This window comes from Arthrobacter sp. EPSL27 (assembly GCF_001512305.1).
In the GTDB taxonomy this organism is placed as follows: domain Bacteria; phylum Actinomycetota; class Actinomycetes; order Actinomycetales; family Micrococcaceae; genus Arthrobacter.
The window spans coordinates 1,023,613-1,038,244 of sequence record NZ_LNUT01000004.1; the positions used below are offsets into that span (position 1 = coordinate 1,023,613).

At 62.0% G+C, this 14,632-nt stretch carries 11 protein-coding genes and 1 pseudogene; 6 read left to right on the plus strand and 6 right to left on the minus strand.

Translation table 11 applies throughout. From position 1 onward, the window contains the following. Window positions 1–370 precede the first annotated feature (370 nt). From AR539_RS09250 to AR539_RS09275, 6 genes are all read left to right on the plus strand, one after another. On the plus strand, window positions 371–1,282 hold the full coding sequence (locus AR539_RS09250; protein ID WP_197410580.1) for a cyclase family protein: 912 nt from the start codon (window positions 371–373) through the stop codon (window positions 1,280–1,282). Window positions 1,283–1,401: 119 nt separating this feature from the next. After that, the gene (locus AR539_RS09255; RefSeq protein WP_197410581.1) at window positions 1,402–3,084 is read left to right on the plus strand and encodes a flavin-containing monooxygenase; all 1,683 of its coding nucleotides are present in this window, start codon (window positions 1,402–1,404) and stop codon (window positions 3,082–3,084) included. 29 nt (window positions 3,085–3,113) lie between these two features. Beyond that, window positions 3,114–4,547, plus strand: a complete 1,434-nt coding sequence (locus AR539_RS09260; RefSeq protein WP_066435188.1) for an aldehyde dehydrogenase family protein — start codon at window positions 3,114–3,116, stop codon at window positions 4,545–4,547. Window positions 4,548–4,824: 277 nt separating this feature from the next. Next, window positions 4,825–6,843, plus strand: coding sequence for an acetate--CoA ligase (gene acs / locus AR539_RS09265; protein WP_066435190.1), 2,019 nt, complete (start codon window positions 4,825–4,827; stop codon window positions 6,841–6,843). A 186-nt stretch (window positions 6,844–7,029) separates the two neighbouring features. After that, window positions 7,030–7,290 carry a hypothetical protein gene (locus tag AR539_RS09270; protein ID WP_157360956.1) on the plus strand — a complete coding sequence of 87 codons (261 nt, stop codon included), beginning with the start codon at window positions 7,030–7,032 and terminating at the stop codon, window positions 7,288–7,290. A 262-nt stretch (window positions 7,291–7,552) separates the two neighbouring features. Next, window positions 7,553–7,774, plus strand: a complete 222-nt coding sequence (locus AR539_RS09275; RefSeq protein WP_066435199.1) for a hypothetical protein — start codon at window positions 7,553–7,555, stop codon at window positions 7,772–7,774. Here AR539_RS09275 and AR539_RS09280 read toward each other — a convergent pair. The 6 genes and pseudogenes from AR539_RS09280 to AR539_RS09305 form a co-directional block, all read right to left on the minus strand. After that, the gene (locus AR539_RS09280; RefSeq protein WP_066435205.1) at window positions 7,765–8,298 is read right to left on the minus strand and encodes a MarR family winged helix-turn-helix transcriptional regulator; all 534 of its coding nucleotides are present in this window, start codon (window positions 8,296–8,298) and stop codon (window positions 7,765–7,767) included. The two genes, AR539_RS09275 and AR539_RS09280, sit on opposite strands and share 10 nt — an antisense overlap. A 697-nt stretch (window positions 8,299–8,995) precedes the next feature. Further along, window positions 8,996–9,601 carry an adenylate kinase gene (locus tag AR539_RS09285; RefSeq protein ID WP_066435208.1) on the minus strand — a complete coding sequence of 202 codons (606 nt, stop codon included), beginning with the start codon at window positions 9,599–9,601 and terminating at the stop codon, window positions 8,996–8,998. A gap of 580 nt (window positions 9,602–10,181) precedes the next feature. Further along, window positions 10,182–11,318, minus strand: coding sequence for a bifunctional 2-methylcitrate synthase/citrate synthase (locus AR539_RS09290; RefSeq protein ID WP_066435210.1), 1,137 nt, complete (start codon window positions 11,316–11,318; stop codon window positions 10,182–10,184). 27 nt (window positions 11,319–11,345) lie between these two features. Beyond that, window positions 11,346–12,251 carry a methylisocitrate lyase gene (gene prpB / locus AR539_RS09295; RefSeq protein ID WP_066435213.1) on the minus strand — a complete coding sequence of 302 codons (906 nt, stop codon included), beginning with the start codon at window positions 12,249–12,251 and terminating at the stop codon, window positions 11,346–11,348. Next, window positions 12,251–13,771 (minus strand): MmgE/PrpD family protein, encoded by a 1,521-nt coding sequence (locus AR539_RS09300; protein ID WP_066435217.1) that lies wholly within the window; start codon window positions 13,769–13,771, stop codon window positions 12,251–12,253. Before AR539_RS09300 ends, prpB begins: the two co-directional genes overlap by 1 nt. Next, window positions 13,767–14,424, minus strand: a pseudogene (locus AR539_RS09305) (GntR family transcriptional regulator); the annotation flags it as partial. The pseudogene AR539_RS09305 and the gene AR539_RS09300, both read right to left, overlap by 5 nt. Between the last annotated feature and the right edge of the window lie 208 nt (window positions 14,425–14,632).

The window sequence follows — 14,632 nt, forward strand, 5'->3', positions numbered from 1 at the left end:
GATTAGAGATCCCGGAAGGCCTCCGTGGTCGCGGTAGCGACTCGGGGGCAAGGTCTTCGGTCCCGCAGGCGGTCAGCTTCCTCCGGCGAAGAGCATGTGCAACGGTCGACCATTGATGGTTCGCAGAGTAGCACGGCGTGCCATTTTCTGGGTCTTTGTGATAGCGTAGCTGGTGAGACGGGCGCCACACAAGCTGCTACCGTACAAAGATCGAACAATTGGTCGTAATCGCGCCCGCGGCCAGGACGCGCTTGGACCACTTGGCTGCTGTGGGCCTTCCCGCGTAGCGGCAGGAAGGAAAGCTATGAAATCCCAGGTCCGCTCTCTCAACCGAAGGGCACACACGCGAGCGTCAGTAGAGGAGCTTGCTTTGAAGTACCGAACCTGGGGTCGCTGGGGCGCCCAGGACGAGCTAGGCGCCGCAAACTACATCACTCCCGAGCGCATTGCCGCTGCGGCCCAAGGCGTGAGTCGGGGGGCTGTCTTCTCCCTCTCATTGCCGCTGGACCGGTCTGGTCCGATGCGCGGGGGAGGGCCGAGAGTGAACCCCCAACACGTGATGCTCCGTCTACCGCACGAACAGATTGCAAGCCTCGCTGACCAGGGCCTGCAAACCGCTTCCGATGACGCGGTCTACATGCCGCTGCAGTGCTCCACCCAGTGGGATGCTTTCTGCCATATCTTCTACGAAGGGCAGACCTACAACGGGCGCACTGCCGACAGCGTCACGGTCACCGACGGCGCGCTCCATAACAGCATTACCAACTTGGGGGAGCGAGGGCTCGGCCGCGGGGTCCTGCTGGACATTGCCCGGCACCTCGGACTTCCGGCGCTCAAGCCGGGCGACACCATTCAGGAGGAGGATCTGGAGGGCTGCGCCGAGGCGCAAGGTGTCGAAATCCGGGAAGGTGACATTGTGCTTGTACGTACGGGGCATTTACAGCAGCGCCGCAAGGAGGGGGACTGGGGGGATTATGCCGGCGGGCCTGCCCCTGGCCTCGGCGTGAGCAGCGCGGATTTCCTTTGTGGACGTCGGGTTGCGGGCGTCGCCACCGACACGTGGGGGGCCGAGGCGATACCATTCGAGACCCCGGACCTTATGTCGCCTCTCCATGTCATTCTGCTGGTGAACGCCGGGGTCTACATAGGCGAGATGTGGGACCTCGAGGAGCTCGCTGCAGACTGCGCAACGGACGGGGTCTACGAGTTCTTTCTCGTTGCGCAGCCCCTGATGGTGACGGGGGCTACTGGTTCCCCCCTCAATCCGCTCGCCATCAAATAGCGCGCAGTGCCCGTCAGAGGTACTACCCTCATAGAAAAAGAATTGAAACGATGTGCCGCTCTGCGGCATAATTTACATTCCCACTTGAATTAACAATGGCGTTCCATCAAGGAGTCAAGGTGACAAACTTTCAACCTGGTGTTGAAGAATCGGTAAAGACCCACTACGACGTCATCGTGGTCGGGGCCGGCATGGGAGGCATCTACGCCGTCCATCGCTTCCGTAAGGACGGGCTGTCCGTGCTCGGCATCGAAGCGGCACCCGAGGTGGGAGGCGTTTGGTATCACAATGCCTACCCCGGTGCCCGCGTCGACGTGGAGAGCTACGACTACTGTTATTTTTTCGACCAGGACCTGTACAGTGACTGGACGTGGACCGAGCGCTACGCCGCCCAGCCCGAGATCCTCAGGTACCTTAACTACGCGGCCGACCGCCTCCAAGTCAAACCGTCTATCCTCTTCAATACGTGGGTCAACGGGAGCCAATGGGATCCGGACACTCACCGTTACGTTGTGACGACCGATACCGGCAAGACCTTTACCGCGCGCTACCTCGTCATGGCGACGGGCAACCTCTCGAAACCTCGCAAGCCTGACTTCGCGGGCATCGACGAGTTCAAGGGTGAGTGGCACCAGAGCGCACACTGGCCGCGCACCCCGGTCCAGATCGCGGGGCGCCGCGTCGCTGTCATAGGCACCGGATCGTCTGGCGTGCAAGCCGCGACTGCGATCGCCAAAGAGGCCTCCGAACTCTACGTGTTCCAGCGCACTGCGAACTATTCTGTGCCTGCCCACAACCGAGAGGCGGATCAGGAACGCCACCGGCGGTATAGCAGTAAGACGGAAACGATCTGGAAGGAACTCACCGAGTCCGGGGGAGGGATCATTCTTCCACCCGTTCTCGGCAAGGCGGGCGACTACACTGAGGAGCAGCAGCAGCAGTTGCTCGAGGAACGGTGGGCATTTGGCGGGCAGGCCCTGCTTGGCCTCTTCGCGGACCAGGGCACTGACCAAGCGGTGAACGACATCGTCTCGAACTTCGTTCGCGGCAAGGTCCGTCAGATGGTTAAGGACCCGGAGACGGCTGAAAAGCTCATGCCGACTTCCTACCCAATCGGTGTTCGCCGTCTCTGCATCGACACCGGCTTCTACGACATCTTCAATCAAGAGAATGTCACTCTGGTAGATGTCAACGCCGATCCGATCACACGGATCACCCCTACCGGCATTCAGGCTGGGGATAACCACTACGAAGTTGACCTCATCGTCTTTGCGCTCGGCTTCGAGGCCTTTACCGGCGCCCTCGACAATGCGAACATCCGCAACGAGCATGGCCAGCAGCCCAGCGACCTTTGGAAGCGTGGCCCCCGCACCTATCTCGGTCTCATGACCGCCGGATTCCCGAACCTGTTCACGCTGACCGGTCCGCTCAGTCCCTCGGTGCTGGCCAACATGAACGCCGCCAACGTACAGCACGTGGATTTTATTGCCGACATGATCTCCCACATGAATGAACGCGGCCTAACTCGCGTCGAGCCGACCGAGGAAGGACAGCAGGCATGGATGGACCATGCGGCTTCGCTCGCAAAGCCTTTGCTTCGCCTCGCACACGACAACTACATGGTCCACGTAAACAAGGACGACGGCTCGAGGGTTTTCGTTCCGTACTCGGGTGGCTTCAACAAGTACGTTGATCAGTGCAATGAGGTCGTTGCCGCAGGCTACCGGGGCTTCGCCTTCGATGCAGTCCGCGACGAAGCGGGGGAACTGACCGAACCCGTCGCTTCCGCTCACGCCCAGTAGCTACCTAAAGAATCTAAAGGAGACCAGTAATGCTTGTACGGTACGAACCCTTCATTGACGGAAAATCCACGCCGGTCAACACCGAGTTCTTTCGCCCGGTAAATCCGGCGACGGGTGAGGCATACGCAGAGGTATCCAGTGGGACGGCAGCCGAAATTGATCTTGCCGTGCAATCGTCACAGCGTGCATTCCTGACCTGGAAGCGGACCAAGCCGTCCGAGCGCGGACGCACCCTCATGCGTGTGGCCAACGCCATCCGTGAGAATGCTGACAAGCTAGCTGCCCTGGAGACCCAGGATAACGGCCAGCCGCTGAACCAGTCCTTTGGCGACGTCGAGGTGGCTGCGCGTTACTTCGAGTTCTTTGCCGGGGCAGCGGACAAGCTCCACGGCGACACCTTGCCGCTCGGCACCGACTACCACTCGTACACCACGCGGGAACCTTTCGGAGTCATCGGGCACATTCTGCCGTGGAACGCCCCGTTGCAGCAGGCTGCCCGCGGTTTGGGGCCGTCGCTCGCTTCAGGAAACGTCGCGGTCATAAAGCCGGCGTCGGAGACCCCTCTGTCGACCTTGGCCCTCGCACAGATCGCCTTTGAGGCAGGACTGCCCGCCGGAGTTTTCAATGTGGTTCCGGGATCCGGACGCGTGGCCGGCATGGCTCTGGTCCAACATCCGCTTGTCCGCAAAATCGCCTTTACCGGATCAGTCGAGACAGGTGCTGAAATCATGCAACGGGCGTCGGCCAGAGTGGTTCCCCTCACCCTCGAACTCGGCGGAAAATCGCCAAACATTGTGTTCGAGGATGCCGACCTGGACGCTGCGGCGAAGAGTGCCTGGACAGGATTTACCATCAAGGGCGGACAGGTCTGCTCCGCGGGTACGCGGCTGCTGGTTCAGGACTCCGTCTATGACGAGGTCGTGGCCCGGCTCGTGGTTCGCGCAAACAGTGCAAGTATCGGACCCGGGAGCGGAAGCCCGGACTTGGGTCCCCTTGCTACTCGAGGCCAGTTCGAAAAGGTGCTGGAGTACATCGAGATCGGCAAGCGGGAAGGTGCTACGCTCGCAGCAGGCGGCGGCCGTCCCGAGGCCGCCGATCTTCAAACGGGAAACTTCGTGCTGCCGACGATCTTCACCGAGGTGAAGAATGAAATGCGGATCGCCCAAGAGGAAATTTTCGGTCCGGTGCTGAGTGTCATCCGGTTCTCGCACGAGGATGAAGCCGTGCGAATCGCTAATGACAGCGAGTACGGGCTTGCGGCAGGAGTGTGGACCAGGGATCTGGGCCGCGCCCATCGCGTAGCGGCCCAAATCGATGCCGGTCAGGTATTCGTCAATGAATATTTTGCGGGCGGAGTTGAAACGCCATTTGGTGGGTTTAAGTCGAGCGGTTTCGGGCGCGAGAAGGGCTTCGAGGCATTGAAGAACTACACGCAGACCAAGACGGTCACCATCCGCTTATAAGCCCGAACAGTGTTTCAGCATGCCTTAGCGAGCAGCGCTTGTTTAGGGCATGCTGGATTTTGCACTACCGGGCACCACGCCCCTACATGGGGCACGTAGAACATGACCGGACTGCTGCCCGGCGCGGTCATTCAAAATGTCATTTTGTCGGAGCTCCTTGATGAGTAACGCCCATGACTGACGCCGGCCCTCGGTGAAAGCGCCGCCATGAGCGGCCCCGCGAAGGCGATAACGTGCAGGCCGCGCAGCAAAAGATCGACGAATGATGAGGTTCTCTATGTCCCAGGACATTTACGGCTCCACGGCCACCGCTGCCGCCGGTTCCGGACAAGGCGGGCAGGCCGGCCAGCAGGGCGATGCCTTTGAAAACCTGCTGCACGAGACCCGGACGTTTCCGCCCACTCCCGAGTTCGCCGCTGACGCTGTGGTCAAGGCCGGGGAGTACGAGGAGGCCGCCGCTGACCGGCCGGCGTTCTGGGCGAAGCAGGCGCGCGAGCTGCTGACCTGGAGCAAGGACTTTGACCAGGCATTGGACTGGTCCAACCCGCCGTTCGCGAAGTGGTTCGTTGGCGGGGAAGTCAACGCGGCCTACAACGCGCTGGACCGGCATGTGGAGGCCGGCCGGGGTGACAGGGTGGCCATCTACTTCGAAGGCGAACCCGGCGATACCCGTACCTACACCTACGCCCAGCTGACCGAAGAGGTGAAGAAGGCCGCGAATGCTTTCGAGTCCCTCGGTGTGGTGAAGGGTGACCGGGTGGCCGTGTACCTGCCGATGATCCCCGAGGCGGTGATCACGCTCCTGGCCTGCGCCCGGATCGGGGCAGTGCATTCGGTGGTGTTCGGCGGCTTCTCCGCGGACGCGCTGCGCTCCAGGATCGAGGATGCCGAGGCCAAGCTGGTGGTCACCGCGGACGGTACCTACCGCCGCGGCAAGCCCAGCGCACTCAAGAGCGCGGTGGATGAGGCCCTCGCGAACGATGGCCACAGCGTGCAGAACGTGGTGGTGGTCAAGCGCAACGGCCAGGACGTGGACTGGACCGAGGGCCGGGACCACTGGTGGGCAGACACTGTGGAAGCGGCTTCCACCGAGCACACTGCGGTGGGCCATGATTCCGAGCACCCGCTGTTCATCCTCTACACCTCCGGCACCACCGGCAAGCCCAAGGGCATCCTGCACACCACCGGCGGGTACCTCACGCAGAACGCCTACACCCACAAGGCGGTGTTCGACCTGCACCCGGAGACGGACGTGTACTGGTGCACGGCCGACGTCGGCTGGGTCACCGGCCACTCCTACGTCACCTACGCCCCGCTCATCAACGGCGCCACCCAGGTGATGTACGAAGGCACCCCGGACTCCCCGCACCAGGGCCGCTGGTGGGAGATCGTGGAGAAGTACAAGGTCTCCATCCTCTACACCGCCCCCACCGCGATCCGGACGTTTATGAAGTGGGGCCGGGAAATCCCGGACAAGTACGATCTGTCCTCCCTGCGCGTGCTCGGGTCCGTGGGCGAACCCATCAACCCCGAAGCCTGGATGTGGTACCGGAAGGTCATCGGCGGGGACAAGACCCCGATCGTGGACACCTGGTGGCAGACCGAGACCGGAGCGCAGATGATCGCCCCGCTGCCCGGCGTCACCGCGGCCAAGCCCGGCTCCGCCCAGGTTCCGCTGCCGGGCATTGCGGTGGACGTGGTGGATGAGATGGGCGAATCCGTCGCCAACGGGCACGGCGGCTTCCTGGTGATCCGCGAACCGTGGCCGGCCATGCTCCGCGGCATCTGGGGCGACCCCGAACGGTACAAGGACACCTACTGGTCCCGCTTTGAGAACATGTACTTCGCCGGAGACGGCGCGAAGAAGGACGAGGACGGCGATATCTGGCTGCTGGGCCGGGTGGATGACGTGATGAACGTCTCCGGGCACCGGCTCTCCACCACCGAAATCGAGTCCGCCCTGGTATCGCACCCCGCCGTGGCCGAGGCCGCCGTCGTGGGGGCCTCGGACGAAACCACCGGCCAGGCCGTCGTCGCGTTCGTTATCCTCCGCGGGGACGCCGTCGATTCCGGAGATGACATTGTCCAGGAACTCCGGAACCACGTGGGCAAGGAAATCGGCCCCATCGCCAAACCAAAGAACATCCTGGTGGTCCCGGAACTGCCCAAGACCAGGTCCGGCAAAATCATGCGCCGCCTCCTCAAGGACGTCGCAGAAGGCCGCGACCCGGGTGACGCGACCACCCTCTCGGACCCCACCATCATGCAGCAGATCGCGGCATCCCTCGGTAAATAATCCACGAAGACAGGGCAGGAACGGCCGAGGGAGAGGATCTGTGTCCTGCCTCAGTTGGGTGCCCTCCAGTTAGGCATGGCTGATCTGTGTGCCCGACAGAGGCACTGGGGGTCGGTGTGGATGAAACTGAAGGCCGGGCCACCGAGGCGTGAAGAACGTGACCGATCTACAACTACCGTGAAGTCCTTGATGATCCGCAAGTCCAAGCCCTGGACATGGTCAGGCACCTCACACGGCACAAGGGCTCGCACCTACCACTTTTACGTGACCGCGGTCCATCAGCAAGGCAACGCCGGAGCAAACATCAGTGACCCCAAAGATATCCTCCACGATCCCGTCACCGGCCGGTACGATGGCGACCACGTCACCGTTGAAGAAAACGCCCGGGCCCGTTTCCACAAAACCACCATCGCAGCCATTGACGGCTACTGCATCGGCGGCGGCTGACAGATCGCAGGTGCTTGCGATATCCGGCTCCCTTCTGACCGCTCCACAATCGGCATCATCTACCCCTTATGCGGCATTCAAAGGCTCATTAGGTTGGCAGGGCCAGCCACGGCGAAATACCTCCTCTTCAGCGCTGCCTTCAACCCGGCCGCGGAAGCAATATCCCTGGGCCTGGCGCGGGTAACACCAACCTGGCTTCTCGGCGGAAATCACCGACTTCGCTGAGCGTCTGGCCTCCCGTTCCCAGTTATCCATCCCGGCGATGAAAGACATCTTTGACGTCCTCGCCGAGGACGGCGACGGCATCGGGGAGACCAACACCGCGTGGCAACGTGAGATGGCCCTCAGCGGCGAGCACAAGATAGGTGTCGAAGCCTTCCTCAAAAGCAGACTCCCTAATTCAAGTGGACGGGACAGGATGCCCGGCTCTTTGAGCTCTAGCCGCACCACCCTGCAAGAAATGCCCGCGGGCCGTTACTCGTAGTCCAAGCGGGCGTTTTCGTCAAAATCCCCCGCCTGGCGCCGGAACTGACCAAGGGTTTCAATCAGGCCGCCAACCTCCTCACCGGTAAATCCAGTCTGCGTGAATACTTCTGCATTCAGGTCCATAGTGGCTGCTAAGACAGCCTCCCGGCCTTCAGAGGAAATTTGCACCAAGGTGGCTCTGCCGTCCGTTGGATGGGCGACCCTGCGGACCAGCCCTGCACGCTCCAGCCTATTTACCGCACTTGTCACGCTCGTGGGGTGAACCTGCAAACGTGCACTGGCCTTAGCCATCGGCAGTGACCCGTTCCGTGTAAAGCTGAGCAGCGCCAACAGTTCATAGCGTGCGAACGACAACCCATGAGGCTTAAGTACAGCTTCTATACGGCCGAGCAGGATCTGCTGAGTCCGCATCAGAGCGGTAACCGCAGCCATTCCGTCTGCCGCATCGCCCCATCCATGCTCCTGCCAATGACGACGCGCCTCGGCTATGGGGTCCTTGACTAGGGGGAGGGCGTCAGACACATCATTTCCTTCAGTTCGACAATAAGCAGAGCAAAGATACTCCGTCGAACGATTCTCTCATTTTGAAGCGAACTACTAGGAAGTGCTAGTAACTGCAGCTAGTAGTGCCCGGCCCGAATTTCTCGAACAAAACTGCAGCAGGGCATCGCATGACCGGGGTCAGGTGGACTCCTTAGGGAACAGTTCATCCGGGAGAGCTCCTTGCGTATGCCTTGCTTAGGCTGCTTTGGGTCACTTCGACGGAAAACTGTCAGTGGTCGAAAAGTGTGCCCCCTCAAGCCGTCCCAATGGCTCCCTTCTTGACCGTCACCGACAACCACAGACTCATGCAGTTCGAGGTCGGAACCGGGGATGACTTCTATCCGTCCACGGCTGGGGTCAATTCAGGTTATCCACGGCTGGAAGTGGAGCCGTTGGGTAGCTCTTTGGCAGCAGTAGCGGTGGTTAAGCTATGAGAATTGTCCCCGGATGCGGGCGGCGGCACCGCACTGCTCCTCGCGGTAGAGCGGAGAATTGATTCCCACTGGTTCTGCACCCCAGGCAGAAAGACGCGTGTGACGTGGGGATTTTCCTCAAGCTGAGGCTAATGGGTTAGCGCGCAACTTTCCGGGCGTCACTACTATGTCCTGACATTGCAGCGAAAGCCACCTTTATGGCTGACTACGGACGTTTAAGGACGCACAGTGCCGGTCAATACCTAGCGCACCGCCTCACTCCTCTCCGGCTTAGGTGGTCTGGGCTTGCTAAGGGACTGCATGATGCGGTCGGTGACCTCGTCGATGCTGCCGGTGCCGTCAACTCGGATAAGGATGCGGCGGTCGGCGTACTTGAATACAACTGCTTCGGTCTGCTTATGGTAAAGGTCCAGCCGGTGGCGTATGACGGCGCAGTTGTCGTCACTGCGGCCCTTTTCTTTTGCCCGGCCCAGGATCCTGGCCACCAGATCCTCGTCGTCAGCGGTGAGCTGCAGGACGACGTCGAGCTTCTGGCCACAGCCTTCGAGTATATGGTCCAGGTAGTCAACCTGGGCAGTCGTCCGGGGGTAACCGTCTAGGAGGAAGCCAGCGTCGGCGTCGGCTTCGCTCAGACGGTTGCGGACCATCTTGTTGACGACGTTGTCCGGAACGAAGTCCCCTGCATCTATGTATTGTTGGACCTCGACGCCGAGCGGGGTCTTGCCCTTGACGTTGGCGCGGAAAATGTCCCCGGTGGAGATTGCAACAACGCCAAGGCGCTCAGAGACGCGTTCGGCCTGTGTACCCTTGCCAGATCCTGGTGGTCCAATAATTAATATTTTGGTCATTGCGAAAGCCTTTCTAGTGGCGCTGCCCGGCGTAGGCTACATATTCCGGATTGAAAGTGACACCTTGGGCGCCTGCCGAACTTCCGAGAAGTTGCGTCCTCGTGAGGACGCACATGGCAGACGCCGTGGTCTTGTTTGCGCAGAGCGCTGACCCTGCGGCTGTCTAAAAGCGGCCGACAGAACCGCGGACTGGAGGGTGGCCATAAGTCAACCGCCGAGTTTGCGAGGGGGGAGGCGGTGGTCCCACGGGTAGCGGGAGTAGACCTCGTATCCCTCGACTCTCTCCACCATCTGCCGGGGAAACGCTCCCTCTGCTGAGATCCAAAGTATGGAGTTGTCTGACATCACGTCTTCGACCGTTCCTGTTCGAACGATTTCACCGTAACGTCGTACTTCCACATGTTGTCCTAACGTGCGCTGCCAGTCTGGCTGCAAGTGAAGATCCATGGTTTTCCTGTCGTTTCGACATAGCAAAAGTACCTGTGGTGAAGCGGTGAGGCGCCGAGAACGTTGCGATAGTTGATGATCCGGATGATCATCGAGCGCCCCACCGCAGCTACTGGGGCCGGCAATAGACCGGCTACAGGGAGCGCTGCTCTACGCCGTTGTAGGCGCTCAGAGGGCGGATGAGGGAGTTGGATGCAGCCTGCTCCATGATGTGGGCGGTCCAACCGGCGATGCGGCTGGCGACAAAGATCGGCGTAAAAGTGGGAGTGTCGAAGCCCATAAGGTGGTACGTGGGCCCGGCAGGATAGTCGAGATTGGGTTTGATGGCCTTGGCCTCGTCCATGGCTTTCTCAAGCCCTTGGTAGAGGCCCAGGAGTTCGGGCCGGCCGTAGTGGGCGATCATTTTGTCCAGGGCTGCTTTCATGGTGGGTACCCGGGAGTCGCCGTGCTTGTAGACGCGGTGGCCGAAGCCCATGACTTTCTTCTTCTGGGCCAGGGCGTCTTCCATCCAGGCCTTTGCCCGGCCGGCTGCCTCCTCAAGGGATTCCTCGGGTCGGATGCCGATCTCATGGAAGGTGTGCATGACGGCTTCGTTGGCACCGCCGTGCAGCGGGCCTTTGAGGGCACCGATTGCCGCGGTCACTGCCGAGTGGAGGTCCGAAAGGGTGGAGGTGACAACCCGGGCGGTGAAGGTTGAGGCGTTGAAGGAGTGCTCGGCGTAAAGGATCATCGAGACATTGAAGGCCTCGATGACCTCGTCCGCTGGCTCTTCGCCGAAGGTCATCCAGAGGAAGTTGGCGGAGTAGCCAAGATCCTCGCGCGGCCCGATGACGCCCTGTCCGTGGCGGCGTCGCTGGTCATAGGCCACGACGGCGGGCATCGCCGCCCACAGGTCGACGGCCTTGTTCATGTTGGCTTCGGGCGTGGATTCCTCGGCCAGAGGGTGCCGGGCGCCCAGCACTGAAGCTGCCGTGCGGCAGATATCCATGGGGTGGGCGTTCTTGGGCAAGGCGTCGATGATGGCTTGGAGTGTAGGGTCGAGTGCACGGCCGGCCCGCTCTCGGGCTGTGAATTCCGCGAGCTGTTCCGGGGTCGGCAGTTCGCCGTTCCAGAGCAGGTAGGCGACCTCTTCGAAGCTGCATTTGGCGGCGAGTTCCTGGACCGGGTACCCGCGGTAGAGCAGTGAGTTGGTGTCGGGGTTGACCTTTGAGACGGCGGTGTAGTCCACCACGACGCCTGCCAGGCCCTTTTTGATCTCTGTGTCAGTCATGCTGAACTCCTTCGTTGCAGCCCTTTACTAGCGGGTGTGGGGGATCTGGAAGTTGAAGATGCCGGAATCGAACTTGTTGTAGGCCTCGTAGTCCACGAGGTCATAGAGGCGGGCGCGGGTGAGCATTTCAGGAACACGTACTTCTTGGGTTCCCAGGCTCTTGAGCGTGTCCAGGACCCGTTCAGCTGCGCCCATGGCGCTGCGGAGCAGGGTGACCGGGTAGATGACCATGTTGACGCCCACGGCCTGCAGCTCTCTGGTCGAGAAGAGGTCGCTTTTGCCGAATTCGGTCATGTTGGCCAGGATGGGCACGTCCACGGCGTCGCGGATCGCACGGAATTCGTGCAGGTCGCGCATGGCTTCAGGGAAGATGGCGTCGGCGCCGGCGTCCACGAGGGCTTTGGCGCGATCTTTGGCTGCTTGAAGTCCGTCGGTGGCGCGGATGTCGGTGCGGGCCATGATGAGGAAGTTGGGGTCGCGGCGGGCGTCGGCGGCGGCACGGATGCGCTTGGTGGCCGTCTCCAGATCCACTACGTTTTTGCCGTCGAGGTGGCCGCAGCGTTTCGGGTTGAACTGGTCCTCGATGTGCAGTCCGGCCAGGCCCGCGTTTTCGATCTCCTGGACAGTGCGGGCCACGTTCATCGGTTCGCCGAATCCGGTGTCTGCGTCCACGATGGCGGGCAGGTCCGTCATCCGGGCGATCTGCCCGGCCCGGGTGGCCACCTCGGTAAGGGTAGTGAGCCCAATGTCCGGCAAGCCAAGATCGTTGGCAAGGACCGCGCCGGAAATATAGACACCGGCGAAGCCCTTCTCCTGGATCAGCCGGGCGGAGAGCGGGTTGAACGCCCCGGGGAACTGGGCGATAGTCCCCGAAGCGAGCAGGTTGTGGAAATCGATGCGCTTCTGCTCGGGAGTGACTTTCGAATACAGCATTAGAAGAGTCCCTTGGGTGCGGCGTTCAGGTCGATGATGCCGGGGGCGGCGGTGATGTTGAGCTGGTCCAGTTCCCCGGGGCCGAGTTCGGGGAGGCGTTCGACGGCGGCGAGGAACCGTTCGATTTCCGCTTCCTCCACGAGGCCGGCGGCGAGGGTGCGGAACTTGGTGATGTACTGCTCCCGGCCGAACGGGCGGGCTCCGAGGGGGTGGGCGTCGGCGACGGCGATCTCGTCGGTGATGACGGTGCCGTCGCTGAGGGTGATTTCCACGGACCCTCCGAAGGCTTTTTCGTTGATGTCCAGGGAGTGGTAGCGGCGGGTCCATTCCGGGTCTTCCTCGGTGGAGACCTTCTGCCAGAGGTCCACGGTGTCCGGGCGGGCGGCGCGTTCGGGGGAGTAGGAGTCCACGTGGTGCCAGGCGCCGTCCTGCAGGGCGACCGTGAAGATGTAGGGGATGGAGTGGTCCAGGGTTTCGCGGGACGCCGTCGGATCGTACTTTTGGGGGTCGTTGGCGCCGGAGCCGATGACGTAGTGGGTGTGGTGGCTGGTTTTGATCAGCACGGACTTCACGTTGCCCGGGTCGGTGGCCTCGGGGTGTTCGCGGTGCAGCTTGCGGGCGAGGTCGATCCAGGCTTGGGCCTGGTACTCCGCGGAGTGTTCCTTGGTGTAGGTGTCCAGGATGGCGCGCTTGGCCTCCCCGGGAGTGGGCAGCGGGACCTGGTAGGAAGCCTCCGGGCCGTCGAGCAGCCAGGCGATGACGCCGTCTTCGCCTTCGTAGATCGGCACCGGGGAGGTCTGGCCGCGCATCGCCCGGTCCGCGGCTTCGACCGCCATCTTGCCGGCGAAGGCTGGGGCGTGGGCCTTCCACGTGGAGATCTCCCCCTTGCGGGACTGCCGCGTCGCGGTGGTAGTGTGCAGTGCCTGGCCCACGGACTGGAAGATCGTCTCGACGTCGAGACCCAGGAGCGTGCCGATGCCGGCCGCGGCGGACGGACCAAGGTGGGCCACGTGGTCGATCTTGTGCTTGTGCAGGCAGATCGCCTTGACCAGGTTGACCTGGATCTCGTACCCGGTGGCGATGCCCCGGATCAGATCCCGGCCGCTGGAACCCACATGCTGGCCGACGGCGAGGATCGGGGGAATGTTATCGCCGGGGTGGGAGTACTCCGCAGCGAGGAAGGTGTCGTGGTAATCCAGCTCCCGCACTGCTACCCCGTTGGCCCAGGCGGCCCATTCGGGGGAGACCCGCTCTCCGATGCCGAAGACCTTGGCGCCCTTGCCGCCGGTACTCGGGCCATGGCTGAGTGCCTGGGCCCGGGCGGCCACGATCGGGGCCCGGTTCAGCGACGCGATCGCCACCGAAGCGTTATCGATGATCCGGTTGATCACCATGTCCGTTACCTCGGCGGCGACCTCCACGGGGTCGGCGGCAACCAAGGCGATTTTGTGGGCCAGCTGGTCCTCGCGGGGCAGGTTCTCTTCGCTCTTGTAGACGCGAACGTGGTGTTCCTTGACCATGGGGCTCCTTATTAGCGGGGTGTGTGGGTTGCTTTGATGTGGGAGAGACTGCGGTGCAGATGAAGAGTGGTGGCTGCTTCAGCCAGGCGGGGATTGCCTGAGGCGATGGCTTCGGCAATGGCTGCGTGTTCCGCGGCGGCGGCTGTAAGCCGGGTGGCGTCATCGGCGGCCAGCCGTCGGACCCGGACAAGGTGTACCCGAAGGCTGCGCACGGCCTGGGCCAAGTATGAGTTGGAGATAGCCGAGTCGATGGCCTCATCCAGCCGGCCAACCAGCTCGTAGTAGTCATGACGGGCAGGATCGGCCTCACTGATGAGCCCAGGCGCGGCCAGCAGCTCTTCATGCAGTTCCCCGAAAACTGTTGAGTCTCCCCGTTCCGCCGCCAGCGCGGCCGCCTTGCCTTCGAGTGTCTCGCGGAGCTCGAACAGTTCGTCAACGTCTTCCAGCGAGATGTCACTGACGACGACTCCGCGACCTCGGGCAGTCCGGGTCAGCCCTTCGGCGCCCAGTCTTCCCAGAGCCTCCCGAAGCGGAGTTCGGGACACTCCTAGCCGTTCGGACTGTTCGACTTCGGCCAGCACGGTTCCAGGGAGGAGACTCCAATCCAGAATCTCTTCTCGGAGGGTTTGGTAAGCACGTTCACTAGCACGCATGCAGCAAATGTATACATAGGCCGACGTTTAAGCAAGAAAAGGGCGAAAATCATTGCTTTTGTATACAGTGATCCTAGCGCGCGACTGCGGCGATGGGTTCTCAAGGGGCGGGCAGCAAGAAGCAAGAAGATACGCACGCCCCCGGCTGACCGAACGAGGAGTGCCGGGCAAGGCAGGGCGGACCAAAATCCGCGCATGCGAACCCGCG